Origin of the sequence: Kocuria oxytropis, from assembly GCF_040981195.1 — a bacterium.
In the GTDB taxonomy this organism is placed as follows: Bacteria; Actinomycetota; Actinomycetes; order Actinomycetales; family Micrococcaceae; genus Kocuria; species Kocuria oxytropis.
This window is the reverse complement of record NZ_JAVFXA010000005.1, coordinates 47,205-61,247: the sequence shown is the minus strand read 5'-3', so window position 1 is coordinate 61,247 and position 14,043 is coordinate 47,205. Positions and strand designations below refer to the sequence as shown.

General features: G+C 77.3%; 12 protein-coding genes. 3 read left to right on the top strand and 9 right to left on the bottom strand.

Annotated elements, in window-relative coordinates; all coding sequences use genetic code 11:
- Window position 1: 1 nt before the first annotated feature.
- Complete coding sequence (locus tag QYM41_RS06770; RefSeq protein ID WP_368798987.1) at window positions 2-1,273, bottom strand: galactokinase; 1,272 nt, start codon at window positions 1,271-1,273, stop codon at window positions 2-4.
- Window positions 1,270-2,406 (bottom strand): galactose-1-phosphate uridylyltransferase, encoded by a 1,137-nt coding sequence (galT, locus tag QYM41_RS06765; RefSeq protein WP_368798986.1) that lies wholly within the window; start codon window positions 2,404-2,406, stop codon window positions 1,270-1,272. The genes QYM41_RS06770 and galT overlap by 4 nt, the downstream gene beginning before the upstream one ends.
- Window positions 2,407-2,672: 266 nt before the next feature.
- Between galT and QYM41_RS06760 the strand changes: the two genes are divergently transcribed.
- Window positions 2,673-4,469, top strand: coding sequence for a glycoside hydrolase family 13 protein (locus QYM41_RS06760; RefSeq protein WP_368798985.1), 1,797 nt, complete (start codon window positions 2,673-2,675; stop codon window positions 4,467-4,469).
- Between the two features lie 84 nt (window positions 4,470-4,553).
- Window positions 4,554-6,890 (top strand): DEAD/DEAH box helicase, encoded by a 2,337-nt coding sequence (locus QYM41_RS06755; protein WP_368798984.1) that lies wholly within the window; start codon window positions 4,554-4,556, stop codon window positions 6,888-6,890.
- 4 nt (window positions 6,891-6,894) lie between these two features.
- On the opposite strand, the gene QYM41_RS06750 is transcribed toward QYM41_RS06755, so the two are convergent.
- The 7 genes from QYM41_RS06750 to ssd form a co-directional block, all read right to left on the bottom strand.
- Window positions 6,895-7,320, bottom strand: coding sequence for an Rv3654c family TadE-like protein (locus tag QYM41_RS06750; protein ID WP_368798983.1), 426 nt, complete (start codon window positions 7,318-7,320; stop codon window positions 6,895-6,897).
- Window positions 7,313-7,810 (bottom strand): TadE family type IV pilus minor pilin, encoded by a 498-nt coding sequence (locus QYM41_RS06745; RefSeq protein ID WP_368798982.1) that lies wholly within the window; start codon window positions 7,808-7,810, stop codon window positions 7,313-7,315. The genes QYM41_RS06750 and QYM41_RS06745 overlap by 8 nt, the downstream gene beginning before the upstream one ends.
- A gap of 229 nt (window positions 7,811-8,039) precedes the next feature.
- On the bottom strand, window positions 8,040-8,339 hold the full coding sequence (locus QYM41_RS06740) for a DUF4244 domain-containing protein (RefSeq protein ID WP_368798981.1): 300 nt from the start codon (window positions 8,337-8,339) through the stop codon (window positions 8,040-8,042).
- A gap of 155 nt (window positions 8,340-8,494) precedes the next feature.
- The gene (locus QYM41_RS06735) at window positions 8,495-9,058 is read right to left on the bottom strand and encodes a type II secretion system F family protein (protein WP_368798980.1); all 564 of its coding nucleotides are present in this window, start codon (window positions 9,056-9,058) and stop codon (window positions 8,495-8,497) included.
- Window positions 9,055-9,831, bottom strand: a complete 777-nt coding sequence (locus tag QYM41_RS06730; protein WP_368798979.1) for a type II secretion system F family protein — start codon at window positions 9,829-9,831, stop codon at window positions 9,055-9,057. Before QYM41_RS06730 ends, QYM41_RS06735 begins: the two co-directional genes overlap by 4 nt.
- On the bottom strand, window positions 9,828-11,030 hold the full coding sequence (locus tag QYM41_RS06725) for a TadA family conjugal transfer-associated ATPase (RefSeq protein WP_368798978.1): 1,203 nt from the start codon (window positions 11,028-11,030) through the stop codon (window positions 9,828-9,830). The genes QYM41_RS06730 and QYM41_RS06725 overlap by 4 nt, the downstream gene beginning before the upstream one ends.
- Window positions 11,027-12,112, bottom strand: a complete 1,086-nt coding sequence (gene ssd, locus QYM41_RS06720) for a septum site-determining protein Ssd (protein ID WP_368798977.1) — start codon at window positions 12,110-12,112, stop codon at window positions 11,027-11,029. Before ssd ends, QYM41_RS06725 begins: the two co-directional genes overlap by 4 nt.
- A 143-nt stretch (window positions 12,113-12,255) precedes the next feature.
- Here ssd and QYM41_RS06715 point away from each other — a divergent pair, with 143 nt between their 5' ends.
- Entirely contained in the window at window positions 12,256-14,004 is a 1,749-nt protein-coding gene (locus tag QYM41_RS06715) for a bifunctional 3'-5' exonuclease/DNA polymerase (protein ID WP_368798976.1), read from the top strand.
- Window positions 14,005-14,043 lie beyond the last annotated feature (39 nt).

Here is a 14,043-nt window from a genome sequence, read left to right as displayed (position 1 = left end):
GTCACCGGACCCGCCCGGCGCCCTCCCCCGGCGCCACGGCGAAGACGTCGGGCGCCCGGAGGCCCGCCGCCGCGAAGGCCTCCGTGACAACGTCCCGGACCCGGTCCGCCCGGGCCGCGGGGACCAGGGCGATCGCGGAGCCGCCGAACCCGCCGCCGGTCATCCGTGCGCCCACGGCACCGGCGGCCAGTGCGGTGTCCACGGCGAGGTCGAGCTCCGGGCAGGAGACCTCGAAGTCGTCCCGCAGCGAGGTGTGGGACGCGGTCAGCAGCGTCCCGATGCCCCGGACGTCGCCGGCCCGCAGCCGCGTCACCGTTTCCAGGACCCGGCGGTTCTCGCTCCGCACGTGCCGGACCCGCCGCGCGGTCTCCTCGTCGAGGACACCCAGGTCGGCCCCGTCCGGGACGTCGCGCAGGGTGGCCGCTCCGAGGGCGGCGGCCCCGCGCTCGCAGGAGGCGCGCCGGGCGCCGTAGCCGCCGTCGGCGTGGGAGTGGGCGACCTTCGTGTCGATCACCAGGACGGTGAGCCCGTGCTCCGCCACCGGCAGCGGCACGAGCTCGGCCTCCAGGCTGCGGCAGTCCAGGAACAGCGCGGCCCCGGCCCGGGCCCGCAGGGACGCCGACTGGTCCATGATCCCGGTGGGCGCCCCGACGAACTCGTTCTCCGCCCGCTGCGTCAGCCGCGCCATCTCAGGGCGGTCCAGGCCCAGCCCCAGCAGGTCGTTCAGCGCCACGACCGTGGCGACCTCCACGGCGTGCGAGGAGGACAGGCCCGCGCCCACGGGGACGGTCGAGTCCAGCAGCAGCTCGAAGCCGGGCACCTCCACCCCGTCGAGGCCGTCGAGCACGTGCACGACCCCGGCCGGATAGGCTCCCCACCCGGGCACCGTCCCCGGGCGCAGCTGCGGGATCCGAAACCGCGCCCGGGACAGCCCGGAGCCGTCCGGGGCCCAGGTGGAGGCCAGGTCGACGACGTCGTGCCCGGCCGGCTCCCGTTCCTCGCCGTGCCCCGGTCCGTGTTCCTGCCCGTGCTCCGGCGCCGGCCCGGGATCGCGGCGCAGCCGGACGGCGGCCATCGCCGAGCGGTCGATGGCGAAGGGCAGCACGAGGCCCTCGTTGTAGTCGGTGTGCTCCCCGATGAGGTTCACCCGGCCCGGGGCCCGCCACACCCCGTCCGGGGCGTGCCCGTAGAGCTCGGCGAAGCGCCGGGAGAGCTCCTCGGCCCGGGCGGCGTCGTCGTGCCCGGGCCGCCGGACGGCCTGCCGGGGGGTCATCGTGCGGCCTCCCTCAGGCGGGCAGCCGTCTGCTCGGCGGTGACGTCGTTGATGAACGCCCCCATGGCCGCCTCCGAGCCGGCGAGGAACTTCAGCTTGTCCTCGGCCCGCCGTGGGCTGGTCAGCTGCAGGTGCAGCCGGCCGGCCTCACGGTCCGCCGCGGTCACGGGGGTCTGGTGCCAGGCGGCGATGTAGGGGGTCGGGGTCGAGTAGAGCCGGTCGACGCGCCGGAGCAGGTCCTGGTGCACCACGGCCAGCTCGTCGCGCTCGGTCCCGGTCAGCGCGGCGAGGTCCGGGACCTGCCGGTGCGGGACCAGGTGCACCTCCAGCGGCCACCGCGCGGCGTAGGGCACGAACGCGGAGAAGTGCTCGCCCTGGAGCACCATCCGCTCCCCCGCGGCGGTCTCGTCGGCCAGGACCTCCCCCATCAGGTCCCGCCCCGTGCGCTCGAGGTGCGCCCGGGAGCGTGCCGCGAGTCGGGCCGCGTGCGGGGCGGGGTAGGGGTAGGCGTAGATCTGCCCGTGCGGGTGGTGCAGGGTCACCCCGATCTGCTCGCCCCGGTTCTCGAACGGGAAGACGTGCCGGATGCCCTGCAGCGCCGAGAGCGCCGCGGTGCGCTGGGCCCAGGCCTCCACCACCGTGCGCGCCCGTCCAGGGGGAAGGGACGCGAAGGAGCCCTGGTGCTCCGGGGTGAACACCACCACCTCGCACCGTCCTGCGGCCGGGAACGGGACGCCCCACAGGGACCGCTCCCCCACCCGGTCCGGGTCCGGCAGCTCGGCCAGCTCCGGGCCCAGCGAGGGGAAGCGGTTCTCGAGGACGACGACGTCGAAGTCCTCCGCGGGGATCTCGGACTCGCGCCCGCCCACGGACGGGCACAGCGGGCACCGGTCGGCCGGCGGCAGGTGGGTGCGCGCCTGGCGGTGGGCGGCCACCGCCACCCACTCCCCCGTCAGCCGGTCGAAGCGCAGCTCCCCACCGCCGGACCGGGCGTCCAGGGGCCGGCGGTCCACGACGTGCTCCACGGGCGGGCGGCCGCGGTCGCCGAAGAACACGGCCTCCCGCCCGTCGGCGAGGTGGTGGGTCCGGTGCGCGAGGACCCCGGCACGGTCGGTGGGCAGAGGCGGTGTCATCGGACGGGCTCCGGTCGCAGGTCGGGTGCGGAGGGGACGAGGACCCCCGGTGCAGCGCGGTGGTGGGTGCCGCACCGCGGACGGGGTCCGCTGGAACCATTGTGGGCGCAGCGGTGCCGTCCCGCACCGGGTGTCGCAGCGGCGGCCCCGTCCAGCACACTGGTCGGGTACCGAGACCGGTCGTGCCGGAGCAGCCCCTCTGCCGCCCAGAGGGGCTGGTCCGGTGCCGGCCGGCCCGTCCACGGCGTCATCCGAGGAGCAGCCGCATGAACACCCTTCCCCAGCAGGACATCACCGCCGAGCGCCCCGGCAGCGGCGGAGGCACCGGGCAGGCCCCCGCGTGGTGGACCGATGCGGTGGTCTACCAGATCTACCCTCGCTCCTTCGCGGACTCGGACGGCGACGGCATCGGCGACCTCGGCGGGATCCTCGCCCACCTCGACCACCTGCAGGACCTGGGCGTGGACGTCATCTGGCTGTCCCCGATCTACTCGTCCCCGCAGGACGACAACGGCTACGACATCAGCGACTACCAGGACATCGACCCGGTCTTCGGGACCCTGGAGCAGTTCGACGAGCTGCTGGCCGCGGTCCACGCCCGCGGCATGAAGCTGGTCATGGACCTCGTGGTCAACCACACCTCCGACGAGCACCCGTGGTTCGTGGAGTCCCGCTCCTCGCCCGACTCGCCGAAGCGGGACTGGTACTGGTGGCGGACGCCCCGCCACGGCATGGAGGCCGGCGCCCCGGGAGCGGAGCCGACGAACTGGCAGAGCTTCTTCTCCGGGTCCGCCTGGGAGCTCGACGAGGCCTCCGGGGAGTACTACCTGCACCTGTTCTCCCGCAAGCAGCCGGACCTCAACTGGGAGAACCCCGAGGTGCGCCAGGCGGTCCACGCCATGATGCGCTGGTGGCTGGACCGCGGGGTGGACGGCTTCCGCATGGACGTCATCAACATGATCAGCAAGGACGTCGCCGAGGACGGGCACCTGCACGACGGTCCGCCCGTGGAGGGGACGCCCTACGGGGACGGCTCGGCGTCCTACCTCTGCGGTCCGCGGATCCACGAGTTCCTCCAGGAGATGCACCGCGAGGTCTTCGCGGGCCGGGACGCCGAGCTCATCACCGTGGGCGAGATGCCGGGCGTCACCGTGGAGGAGGCCCGGCTGTTCACCGATCCGGCCCGGGCCGAGGTGGACATGGTCTTCCAGTTCGAGCACGTGGACCTCGACCACGGCCCCGGGGGGAAGTTCGACCCGAAGCCGCTGCGGCTGACCGATCTGAAGGCCTCCCTGGGCCGCTGGCAGGAGGGTCTCGAGGAGGTCGGCTGGAACTCCCTGTACTGGAACAACCACGACCAGCCGCGGGTGGTCTCCCGGTTCGGCGACAACGGCCCCGAGCACCGCGTGGCGTCCGCGACCTGCCTGGCCACGCTGCTCCACCTGCACCGGGGCACGCCCTACGTCTACCAGGGCGAGGAGCTGGGCATGACCAACGCCCCCTTCGGCGCCATCGAGGACTTCCGCGACATCGAGTCGATCAACCACTACCGCCACGCCGTGGCCGCCGGCGCGGACCCCGCCGGGGTGCTGCGCGGACTGCGCTGGTCGAGCCGGGACAACGCCCGCACCCCGGTGCAGTGGACCGGCGGGGAGAACGCCGGGTTCACCACCGGCACCCCGTGGATCGAGGTCAACCCGAACCACGGCACGGTCAACGCCGAGGCCGCCCGGGCCGATCCGGACTCGGTGTTCCACCACTACCGGCGTCTCATCGAGCTGCGGCACACCGAGCCCGTGGTGGCCCTGGGCGACTTCACGATGCTGCTCCCGCGCCACGAGCAGGTCTACGCCTTCACCCGGCGGCTCGGGGACGTGGAGCTGCTCGTGCTGGCCAACGTCTCGGGCGGGACGGTCCGCGCCGACCTCCCCGGGGGATGGGGCGGCGCCGAGGTCCTGATCGGCAACCGCCCCGACGCCGTCGACGCCGGTGAGAAGGGGCTGCTGCGGCCGTGGGAGGCCCGCGTGCACCGCCGGACCCGGGGGTCCGCGGCGCAGGCCTGAGGCTCCGGCGCGGTCCCGTGCCGCTGCCGTCCCGGCGGCCCGTCGCCAGTGGGCCCGCCGGGACGGCGGTGGCACAATGAACCGGTGCCGTCCCACGACTCCCTGATCCCGCTGCTCGGCCGCGGCGACGCGCCGGAGCAGGTGCGCCACGTCCGGGAGCTCCCCGACCGGGACGCCGTGACGGCGCCGTGGCCCGGCCACCTCCACCCGGACGTGGTCGCGGCCTACGAACGGCTCGGCGTGCACGCACCGTACCTGCACCAGGTGCAGGCGATGCTGGCCCCGCGGCACGTGGTGGTCGCCACGGGGACCGCCTCCGGGAAGTCCCTGGCCTACCAGGCGCCCGTGGCCGACGCCGTGCACCGGGGCCGGCTCGCGGCGCTGGCGAACCCGGGCCTGATCCACCACCCGGACGAGGCCACGGCCCTGTACCTCTCCCCGACCAAGGCGCTCGCGGCCGACCAGCTCAAGGGCCTGGACGCGCTCGGCCTGCCGACCCTGCGGGCCGCGACCTACGACGGCGACACCGACCCCGCCGAACGCCGGTGGGTCCGCGACCACGCCGACGTGGTGCTGTGCAACCCGGACATGCTGCACTACGGCGTGCTCCCCAACCATGCGCGCTGGTCCCGGTTCTTCCGCCGCCTGTCCTACGTGGTGGTGGACGAGGCGCACTCCTACCGGGGCGTCTTCGGCTCCCACGTGGCCAACCTGATGCGGCGGCTGCGGCGGATCTGCCGCACGTACGGGGCGGACCCGGTCTTCATCGGGGCGTCCGCGACCTCCTTCGAGCCGCACGCCTCCTTCGCCCGCCTCGTCGGGGTCCCCGAGGCCGAGGTGACCCCGGTGACCACGGACTTCTCCCCCCACGGGCCCGTCACCGTGGTGCTCTGGGAGCCGGAGCAGACGGACGGCGGCGGCGAGAACGACGCCCCGGTGCGCCGCACGGCCCTGGCCGAGACGGCCGACATGCTCACCGACCTGGTGCTGCACCAGGTCCGCACCATCGCGTTCATCAAGTCCCGTCGCGGCGCGGAGACGATCGCCCAGATCGCCCACCGCCAGCTGGAGGAGGTCGCCCCCTCCCTGGCCCACCGGGTGGCGGCCTACCGCTCCGGGTTCCTCCCCGAGGAGCGCCGGGAGCTCGAGGAGGCGCTGCGGGACGGGCGGCTGCTGGGGATCGCCAGCACGTCCGCGCTCGAGCTGGGCATCGACGTGGCCGGGCTGGACGCCGTGGTCGTGGCGGGCTGGCCCGGCACCCGGGCGTCCTTCTTCCAGCAGATCGGCCGGGCGGGCCGGGCCGGGCAGGAGGCCCTGGCGACCTTCGTGGCCGGCGACGACCCGCTGGACACATACCTCGTGAACCACCCGGAGGCGATCTTCGACGTGGACGTCGAGGCCACCGTCTTCGACCCCTCGAACCCCTACGTGCTGGCCCCGCACCTGTGCGCGGCCGCGGCCGAGCAGCCGCTGCGCGCGGAGGAGGTCGAGGGCTTCGGCCCCACCGCCCCGGAGGTGCTCGGCTCCCTCGTGGCCGGCGGGCACCTGCGCCGCCGGCCGAGCGGCTGGTTCTGGACGCACCCGCAGTCCGCGGCGGGCATGGTCTCGCTGCGCTCGGACGGCGGCGGGCCCGTGCGGATCATCGAGACGGACACCGGTGCGGTGCTGGGCACGATGGACTCCCCGCAGTCCCACTACCAGGCCCACCCGGGGGCCGTGTACGTGCACCAGGGCCGCACCTACATCGTGGACGAGCTCGACGAGGCCGGCTCGGTCGCCGCCGTGACGCGGGCGCACCCCGACTTCTACACCACCGCGCGGGACATCACCCAGGTGAGCGTGGTCGCCGAGGAGCGCGCCGAGCGGTGGGGACCGGTGGGCGTGCACTTCGGCCGGGTGCAGGTCACCACGAAGGTGGTCTCGTTCCAGCGCAAGGCGGTGATCTCCAACGAGGTGCTGGGCGAGGAGCCCCTCGACCTCGGGGCCCGGGACCTGTTCACGAAGTCCGTGTGGTTCACCGTCCCGGGAGCCGTGCTGACCGGCGCGGGCGTCGAGGAGCCCGACGTCCCCGGGGCGCTGCACGCGGCGGAGCACGCGGCGATCGGCCTGCTCCCGCTCGTGGCCTCGTGCGACCGCTGGGACGTGGGCGGGCTCTCCACCGCGCTGCACGCCGACACGGAGCTGCCCACGATCTTCGTCTACGACGGCCACCCCGGCGGCGCGGGGTTCGCGGAGCGCGGCTACGCCACGGCGGTCGCGTGGCTGCGCGCCACCCGGGAGGCGATCTCCTCGTGCGAGTGCGAGCACGGGTGCCCGTCCTGCGTGCAGTCGCCCAAGTGCGGCAACCGCAACAACCCCCTGGACAAGGCCGGCGCGGTGCGGCTGATCGACGCCGTGCTGCAGGACGCCCCCGGGTCCTGAGTCCTCACGGGCCGCCGGTGGCCTCCGGCGGCCCTGCCCGGGCCACGCCCCGGGCGGGGCCGAGCCGGGAGAGCGGCCCGCCGAGGGCCACGGTGGTGCGCACGTCGACGACGACGCGCTCCGGCTCCACGAGCTCGCACCGCTCCAGCCGCGCCCCGTTGTCCCGGGCCACGCGCTCGGCGGTGCCGCACGGGTCACCCGCCACGAGGCCCCGGGCGGTGTCCGCGGCGGCGAGCGCCGCGAGGTCGGCGGCCTTGCCGGCGCGGTGGGTCGCGATCCCCGCCTGGCCGAGCAGCAGCACGGTCAGCAGCAGCACGCCCAGCACCAGCGTGAGGGTCAGCGCGTGCACCGCGCCGCTGCCCCGGTCACCGTCCCCGTCCGCTGCGTGCCGGGGCGGCGCCGGGCGGGCGGGCGCCGGGCGCTCAGCCACCGGGCCCACCGCCGGCGCCGCCACCGGCTCCGCTGCCGGCAGCGGCTCCCTCCGTCGCGGCGGAGGCGTCCGCGCGCAGCCGCCACCCGCCCCAGGACCCGAGGACGCCGGGGGCCGGGCCGGTGACCGTGACCGAGGCCGTCCCGGGACCGCCGTCCAGGTGGACGACGGCGTCCTCCCCGGCCACGCGCAGGGCGGTGGAGCGGACGACGGCGGTGCTCTCGCCGCGGGCGGCCGCCCGGGCCGAGGCGCGAGCCGCCTCCTCGTAGCGGATCAGGGTCATCCCCGCCGCGGCGGCCGCCAGCAGCACGGCGAGGAGCAGCACGAGCGCGGGCAGGAGCACGGCCGTCTCGGCGGTGACGGCGCCGCCGTCCGCAGGCCCGGCCCGGGTGCCCCGGCGAAGGAAGGACCCGCAGCGGGGCTGGTGCCGGGTCCCGGTCCGGGCAGGACGCCGGGGCCGGGCGCCGGGGTGGGAACGGTCATCGGTCATGGCGGGCTCCTGGAGAGGCATGGAGGCAGGGCAGTGGCAGGGCGATGGCAGGACAGGGGCGGAGCGGTGGCCGGACGGGCCCGTGACCGGGCAGATCCGCGGCCGGACAGGTCCACGTCTTGCCTGCACGTCCACCGGACAGACCCGTGGCCGTGCGGGAGGACCGGATCCCGGCCCGGGGTCCGCGGCGCCGGAGCGCGGGCCGCGGACCCCGGGGCGGGACGGACGGTCAGACGCCGAGCGCCCGCTCGACGATCGCGGCCAGGAGCTCGCGCACCTGCCCGGAGGACAGGACCGCGGCCATGACGCCGCCGAAGGCCGCCGCCGCGAGCACGACCATCGCGTACTCCACGGTGGTCGCGCCGAGGTCCGCGTCCCCGGCCGGGGCGGACGGCCGGGGCGCGGCTGCGGCTCTCCGGCGGACGGGCGGTGCCGCGGGCCGGCGCCCGGCGGGTGCGCCCGGCGCGGTCCCGGGGCGGTTCCGCCGCTGCAGGGCGGCGCGGGACGGTGGGGTCTGGAGCTGGGACATGACATGCCTTTCGGTGCGGGACGAGCGGAGGAGGAGGACGAGCGGTCGAGGACCGGCCGATCAGCACGGGCCGATCAGCACGGGCGGAACGGCCGGCGAAGGGAACGCGGGCCGGCGGCGCGCGGCCGGGGGCGCCCGGATCCTTGGCCGGCGGGTCACCCGAACACCTCCGGGACGAGCCCCAGCACCACGGGCAGGACGCCCCAGCAGACGAAGGCCGGCAGTGAGCACAGCCCGAGCGGCAGGACGAGCTGCACGGACAGCGACTCCGCGGCCCGCTCGGCCCGGCGGTAGGCCGCGCGCCGCACCTGGGCGGCCTGGGAGCGCAGGCTCCGGGCCGAGGGCGCCCCGGAGGTCGCGGTGAACGCGAGCGCCTCGCGGTAGTCCTCCAGGTGCGGGGGCAGCTCTCCCGCCGAGGCCCACGCGGTGTGCCACGGAAGCCCCAGCCGCAGCCGGGAGCCCACGCCCTGCAGGGTGCTCCCGGTGTCGTCCGTCCGGCTCCCGCCGAGCACGGCCACGACCTCCGCGAGCGGCAGACCGGCGTCCAGCATGGCGGCGGTGAGCTCCACGAGGACCCCTGCCGAGACGTCCGCCGCGGGCGGGCGGCGAGCCGCGGCCGGACGGTGCGGGCCGGGCAGCCGGGAGCGGGACGGGAGGACGGCCAGCAGCACGGCGGCCAGCAGGAGCAGACCGGCGGCGGGGGCGGCGAGGCCGGTCATCGTGCGCCCACCGCCTCGGCGCGGCGGATGAGCGCGTGCGTCCACACCCGTCCGAGGCCGGTGAGCACCGCCCCGGCCACGAGCGCGGCCAGGCCCCACGGGGTGGTGAGCAGCGTGCGCAGCGGGTCGACGCCCATGAGCACGCCCAGACCGATGCCGAGCACCGGCAGCCAGGTCAGGATGCGCACGGTGGAGCGGGGACCGGCCAGGGCGGTGCCGCGGGCCGCCTCGGCGTCCAGCTCCGCCTCGAGGGCGTCGGCGAGACCGCCGAGCAGGGCGGCGAGGGGCGCGCCGGTGCGCTCGGAGACCTCCCAGCACAGGGCGAGCTCCGCCGTGGTGGTGACGGCCCGCCGCTCCAGCGGGCGGTGGCCGAGCGCGGGGGCCGGCACCCCCGCCAGGGCGGCCGACACGCCCAGCCCGAGGCGGGCGGCGGCCGCCACGGACGTGCACAGCAGCTCGACGTGCCGGCCGGTGGCCGTGCGGCGGGCACTCGCCCCGGCCGGGCCCGCCCCCTCGAAGGCGGCCGCCGGGGACCGGCCCGCCTGCAGGAGTGCGGCCAGCCGGCGCAGCAGCGCGGTCCACTCCGCGGCCTCCGCCGCGGCGTCCCGGCCGAAGCGTGTCCGCCACGGGGCTGGGGCCACCGCGCCGTCCACCGCCCGCCCGGCCCGGCGGACACGGTGGACGGGCCCCGCGAGCAGGACCGTCGGGCCCGCCGCGACGCACAGCACGAGGAGCAGGGGCACGGCCGGCTGGAGGACCGGGGCCGCGCTCACGGCCGCCGCCCTGCCGGCCCGCCGGCGGCCGGGGCCCGGTCGAGCAGGACGCAGAGCCCGTCCCAGCCCGGGCCGCGGCGCACCCCGCCGGGCCCCCGCACCGCGGCGGGCACCGTGGTCAGGGCCCCGGAGCGGTCCTCCAGCACGGACACGGCCTGCACCTCGCGGCGGCCTCCCGCGCGGGCCACGTGGACGACCAGGTCCAGGGCGCTCGCGGCCTGCAGCGTGACGGCGTCCCGGCTCATGCCGGCCAGGGCGCCCAGCGCCGCGAGCCGGGCGGGGACCGCCGCGGCGGAGTTGGCGTGCACCGTGCCTGCCCCGGCGTGGCCGGTGTTGAGGGCGGTGAACAGCTCCCGGACCTCGGCGCCGCGGCACTCCCCCACCACGAGCCGGTCGGGCCGCATCCGCAGGGCCTGGCGGACGAGCTCCGCCAGGTCGATGCCGCCGGCACCCTCGGTGTTGGCGTGGCGGGCCTGCAGCCCGACCACGTGGGGGTGCTCGGGCCGCAGCTCGGCGGCGTCCTCGATGAGCACGATCCGCTCGTGCTCCGGGACGCAGGCGAGCAGGGCGTTGAGCACGGTCGTCTTCCCGGCCCCGGTGGCGCCGCTGACCAGGAAGCTGGCGCCCGAGCGCACGGCGCCCACCAGCAGCTCGGCGGTGGCCGGGTGCACGGTCCCCGCGGCCACGAGGTCCGGCAGGGTCAGGGTCACGGGGCTGCGGAAGCGCACGGACAGCAGGGTGCCTCCCGTCGAGACGGGCGGGAGGACGGCGTGCACCCGGTACCCGGCGGCTGTCTGGACGTCCACGCACGGGTGGGCGGCGTCGAGGCGCCGTCCCGCGGCGGTGACGAGACGCACGGCCAGGGCCCGGACCTCCGCGTCGGAGCCGAAGGGGGACGGGACCCGCCGCACCCCGGACGTGGTCTCGAGCCACACCTGCTCCGGCCCGTTGACGTAGACGTCGGTGAGCCCCCGGTGCGGCAGCAGCGGCTCGAGAGGTCCGAGGCCGGTCAGCTCGGCCCGCACGGCCTGGACCGCGCGCAGGGTCCCGGCGGCCCCGAGCACCCGGCCGCTCGCGCGCACCGCCTCGGCGATGTCGGCGTCCGTGACGGGGCCGGGGGCGGACAGCAGCCGGTCCCGCACGTCGTCGAGCAGGGCGGCCGGCGGACCGGGCTCCCGGCCGGGCGCTGCGGTGCTCACGGGACCACGCCCACGGAGTCGAGCAGAGCTCCCACGTCCCGGGCGAGCCGGCGGGAGCGGCCGGCCTCGAGCAGGCGACCCGTCTCGGCGGCCTCCGGCACCGCCCCGTGGAAGCGCACGGAGCCCGCGACGGGCAGGCCGGTCGTGGCCGCGGCGAGGGCGTCGTCGACGTCGGCCACGTTGAGCCCGGCCGGCACGAGCCGGGCCGTGGTGCCCGGCAGGAGGCCCGCGGCCCAGCGCGCGGCCAGCATGCCGCGGACCGTCCGGGGCGTGAGGACCAGGACCTCGTCGCACAGGGCCGCGGTGTCCGCGGTGCCCGGACCCGCCCGGCCCAGGTCCACGACGACGAGCTCCGCCGCCCGCCGCAGCGCCTCGAGCACGGCGGCGTAGGGGGCGGCGGATCCGTCCGGCAGGGAGCGGTCCCAGGAGAGCCAGCGCAGCTGCCCGGCCCGGGCCATGGCCGGCCACAGCTGCTCGGCGTGCACCGTGCCCGCGATCCGGAGCAGGTCCGGCCAGCGCAGCCCGTCCTGGTGCTCGAGGCCCAGCAGCACGTCGAGGCCGCAGCCGGCGCGGTCCCCGTCCACGAGGGCGGCCGCCCGCTCCCCGTGCGCGGCACGGTCGGCGAGCCAGCACGCCAGGGTGGAGGTGCCGGCCCCGCCCACGGCACCGAGCACCCCGAGCACCCGTCCCGTGCCGCCCGGGCCGGCCGCCCCTCCCGGGCCGCCGGCGAGCAGGTCGGCGAGCCATCCGGCGGCGTCCGGCAGCACGGCCACGGCGCAGCCGCCGAGGTCCGCCGCGCGGTCCCAGAGGCCGGGGTCCTCGGGGCGGCCCACGAGCACGGTGCCCGGGCGGACCCGGCCCCGCACGGCGTGGCGCACGTCCACGAGGTCGGTGTCCGCGACGGCGCCCGGGGAGCCGGCGGCGGACGGGCCGGTCAGCAGCTCCGCGCCCGCGGCGGCGCAGACGCGCTCGACCGTGGCGCGCAGCCCGGCGTCGTCGCTGACGAGCCGCACGGTGCGGCCGCGGGCGGCCGGGACGGCCTGCGGAGGGTGCGGTGCGGGACGGGGGACGGCGGTGCTCATGGGCCCACTCTCGGCGCGTCCCGGTCCCGGCCGCGCCGGCCGGGACGCCGCTGTGGACCTGGGAGCCGGCTCCGGCGGGCCCCGCCGCGTGTGCAGTCCGGGCACCGGCCTGTCGTGACGGACCCGTGCAGGACAATGGGCGGATGCACATCGTGGTGGGACCAGGAGAGGACGGCCGGGGCGGGCACCGGGTCCAGGTCCTGACGGGCTCCGGCGACCCGGACGGCCCGGGGATCGACGTCGCCGCCGGGGAGCTGGCCGCCTTCGTCGCCGACCGCGAGGAGACCGCCCGGCGGGAGGGGACCACCCCGCCCCGCTGGACCTGGGAGCGCACGGGCGCGGTCTATCCGCAGCTGCTGGCCGCCGGGACCCGGGTGGAGCGCTGCCACGATCTGAGGCTGTGCCAGGCCGTGCTGGCCACGGCCGCCACCGCGCACGGCTCCGGCGCCGAGGGCCCGCTGCCCTACGAGCCGGTGCTGCCGCCGCTGCCCGCCGACGAGGCCCCGGGGCTGCTGCCGCCGCCGTCCCCCGCCGGGGACCAGTCGAGCCTGTTCGACCTCCCCCGCGCCACCGGTCCCGACGTGTCCGTGCTGGTCGCCGAGCTGCGCGCGCAGCTCGCCGCGGTGGCCGGTGCCGTGGCCCCCCGCCGGCTGACCCTGCTGCTGGCGGCCGAGTCCCAGGGCGCGCTGATCGCCGCGGAGATGCAGCACGCCGGGGTGCCCTGGCGGGAGGACGTCCACCGCGCCCTGCTGGAGGAGGCCCTGGGCCCCGAGCCGGCACCCGGGCGGCGGCCCCCGCGGATGGAGGAGACCGTGGCCCGGCTGCGGGAGGCGCTGCACGCGCCGGGGCTGAACCCGGACTCCCCGCAGGAGCTGCTCAAGGCCATGCGGGCGGCCGGGATCGACGTGACGAGCACCCGGCAGTGGGAGCTCGTGGAGTGGGCTCGGGCCGTGCCCGGCCTGGCCGCGCAGCGCCAGGCGCTGATCGAGCCCGTCCTGGAGCACAAGAAGCAGGCGCGGCTGCTCAGCGCCAACGGGTGGCACTGGCTGGCCACCTGGGTGCGGGACGGCCGCTTCCGCCCGGAGTACGTGGTGGGCGGCGTGGTCACCGGCCGCTGGTCGGCCCGCGGCGGGGGTGCCCTGCAGATCCCGCACGTGGTGCGGGACGCAGTGCGGGCCGACCCCGGGCGGGTGCTCGTCGTGGCCGACGCCGCCCAGCTGGAACCGCGCGTGCTCGCGGCGCTGGCCCACGACGACGCGCTGGCCGCCGCCTCCCGCGGCCGGGACCTGTACCAGGCGATCGCGGACCTCGGCGAGGAGCGGGGCTCGGAGCTGACCGAGCGGCCGCAGGCGAAGGTCGCCATGCTGGGCGCGATGTACGGGGCCACCACCGGGCAGTCCGGCCGGCTCATGCCGCACCTGGCCCGGATGTTCCCCCGCGCCGTGGACTACGTGGAGCGGGCCGCCCGGGTGGGCGAGACCGGCGGGCAGGTGTGCACGCACCTGGGCCGGTGGTCCCCGCGGCCGGGCCCGGGGTGGGACGAGGCGCAGCGGGACACCGCCACCGCGGAGGCGGAGCGGCGCGCCGCGGCGATGGCCCGGGGCCAGGGCCGGTTCACCCGCAACTTCGTGGTGCAGGGCACGGCGGCGGAGTGGGCCGTGTGCTGGATGGGCGCCGTGCGCTCGGCCCTGCGGCGCGAGGGCCTCGACGCCGAGCTCGTGTTCTTCCTGCACGACGAGGTGGTGCTGCACTGCGCGCGGGAGGACGCCGAGCGCGCGGCCGAGCTGGTCCGCGGCTGCGCCGAGCAGGCGGCGCGGCTGGTGTTCGGCCGGATCCCGGTGGAGTTCCCCGTCAGCGTGGCCGTGGTGGAGTCCTACGCGGACGCCAAGTGAGCCGCCGCCCCGGGACCGGCCCAGGGACCGGTGCCGGGA

Coding starts and splice junctions, on each gene's coding strand:
- QYM41_RS06745 (WP_368798982.1), bottom strand. CDS start 7,810: ATGACCGATGACCGTTCCCACCCCGGCGCCCGGCCCCGGCGTCCTGCC.
- QYM41_RS06740 (WP_368798981.1), bottom strand. CDS start 8,339: ATGTCCCAGCTCCAGACCCCACCGTCCCGCGCCGCCCTGCAGCGGCGG.
- QYM41_RS06715 (WP_368798976.1), top strand. CDS start 12,256: ATGCACATCGTGGTGGGACCAGGAGAGGACGGCCGGGGCGGGCACCGG.
- QYM41_RS06735 (WP_368798980.1), bottom strand. CDS start 9,058: ATGACCGGCCTCGCCGCCCCCGCCGCCGGTCTGCTCCTGCTGGCCGCC.
- QYM41_RS06770 (WP_368798987.1), bottom strand. CDS start 1,273: ATGACCCCCCGGCAGGCCGTCCGGCGGCCCGGGCACGACGACGCCGCC.
- ssd (WP_368798977.1), bottom strand. CDS start 12,112: ATGAGCACCGCCGTCCCCCGTCCCGCACCGCACCCTCCGCAGGCCGTC.
- QYM41_RS06760 (WP_368798985.1), top strand. CDS start 2,673: ATGAACACCCTTCCCCAGCAGGACATCACCGCCGAGCGCCCCGGCAGC.
- galT (WP_368798986.1), bottom strand. CDS start 2,406: ATGACACCGCCTCTGCCCACCGACCGTGCCGGGGTCCTCGCGCACCGG.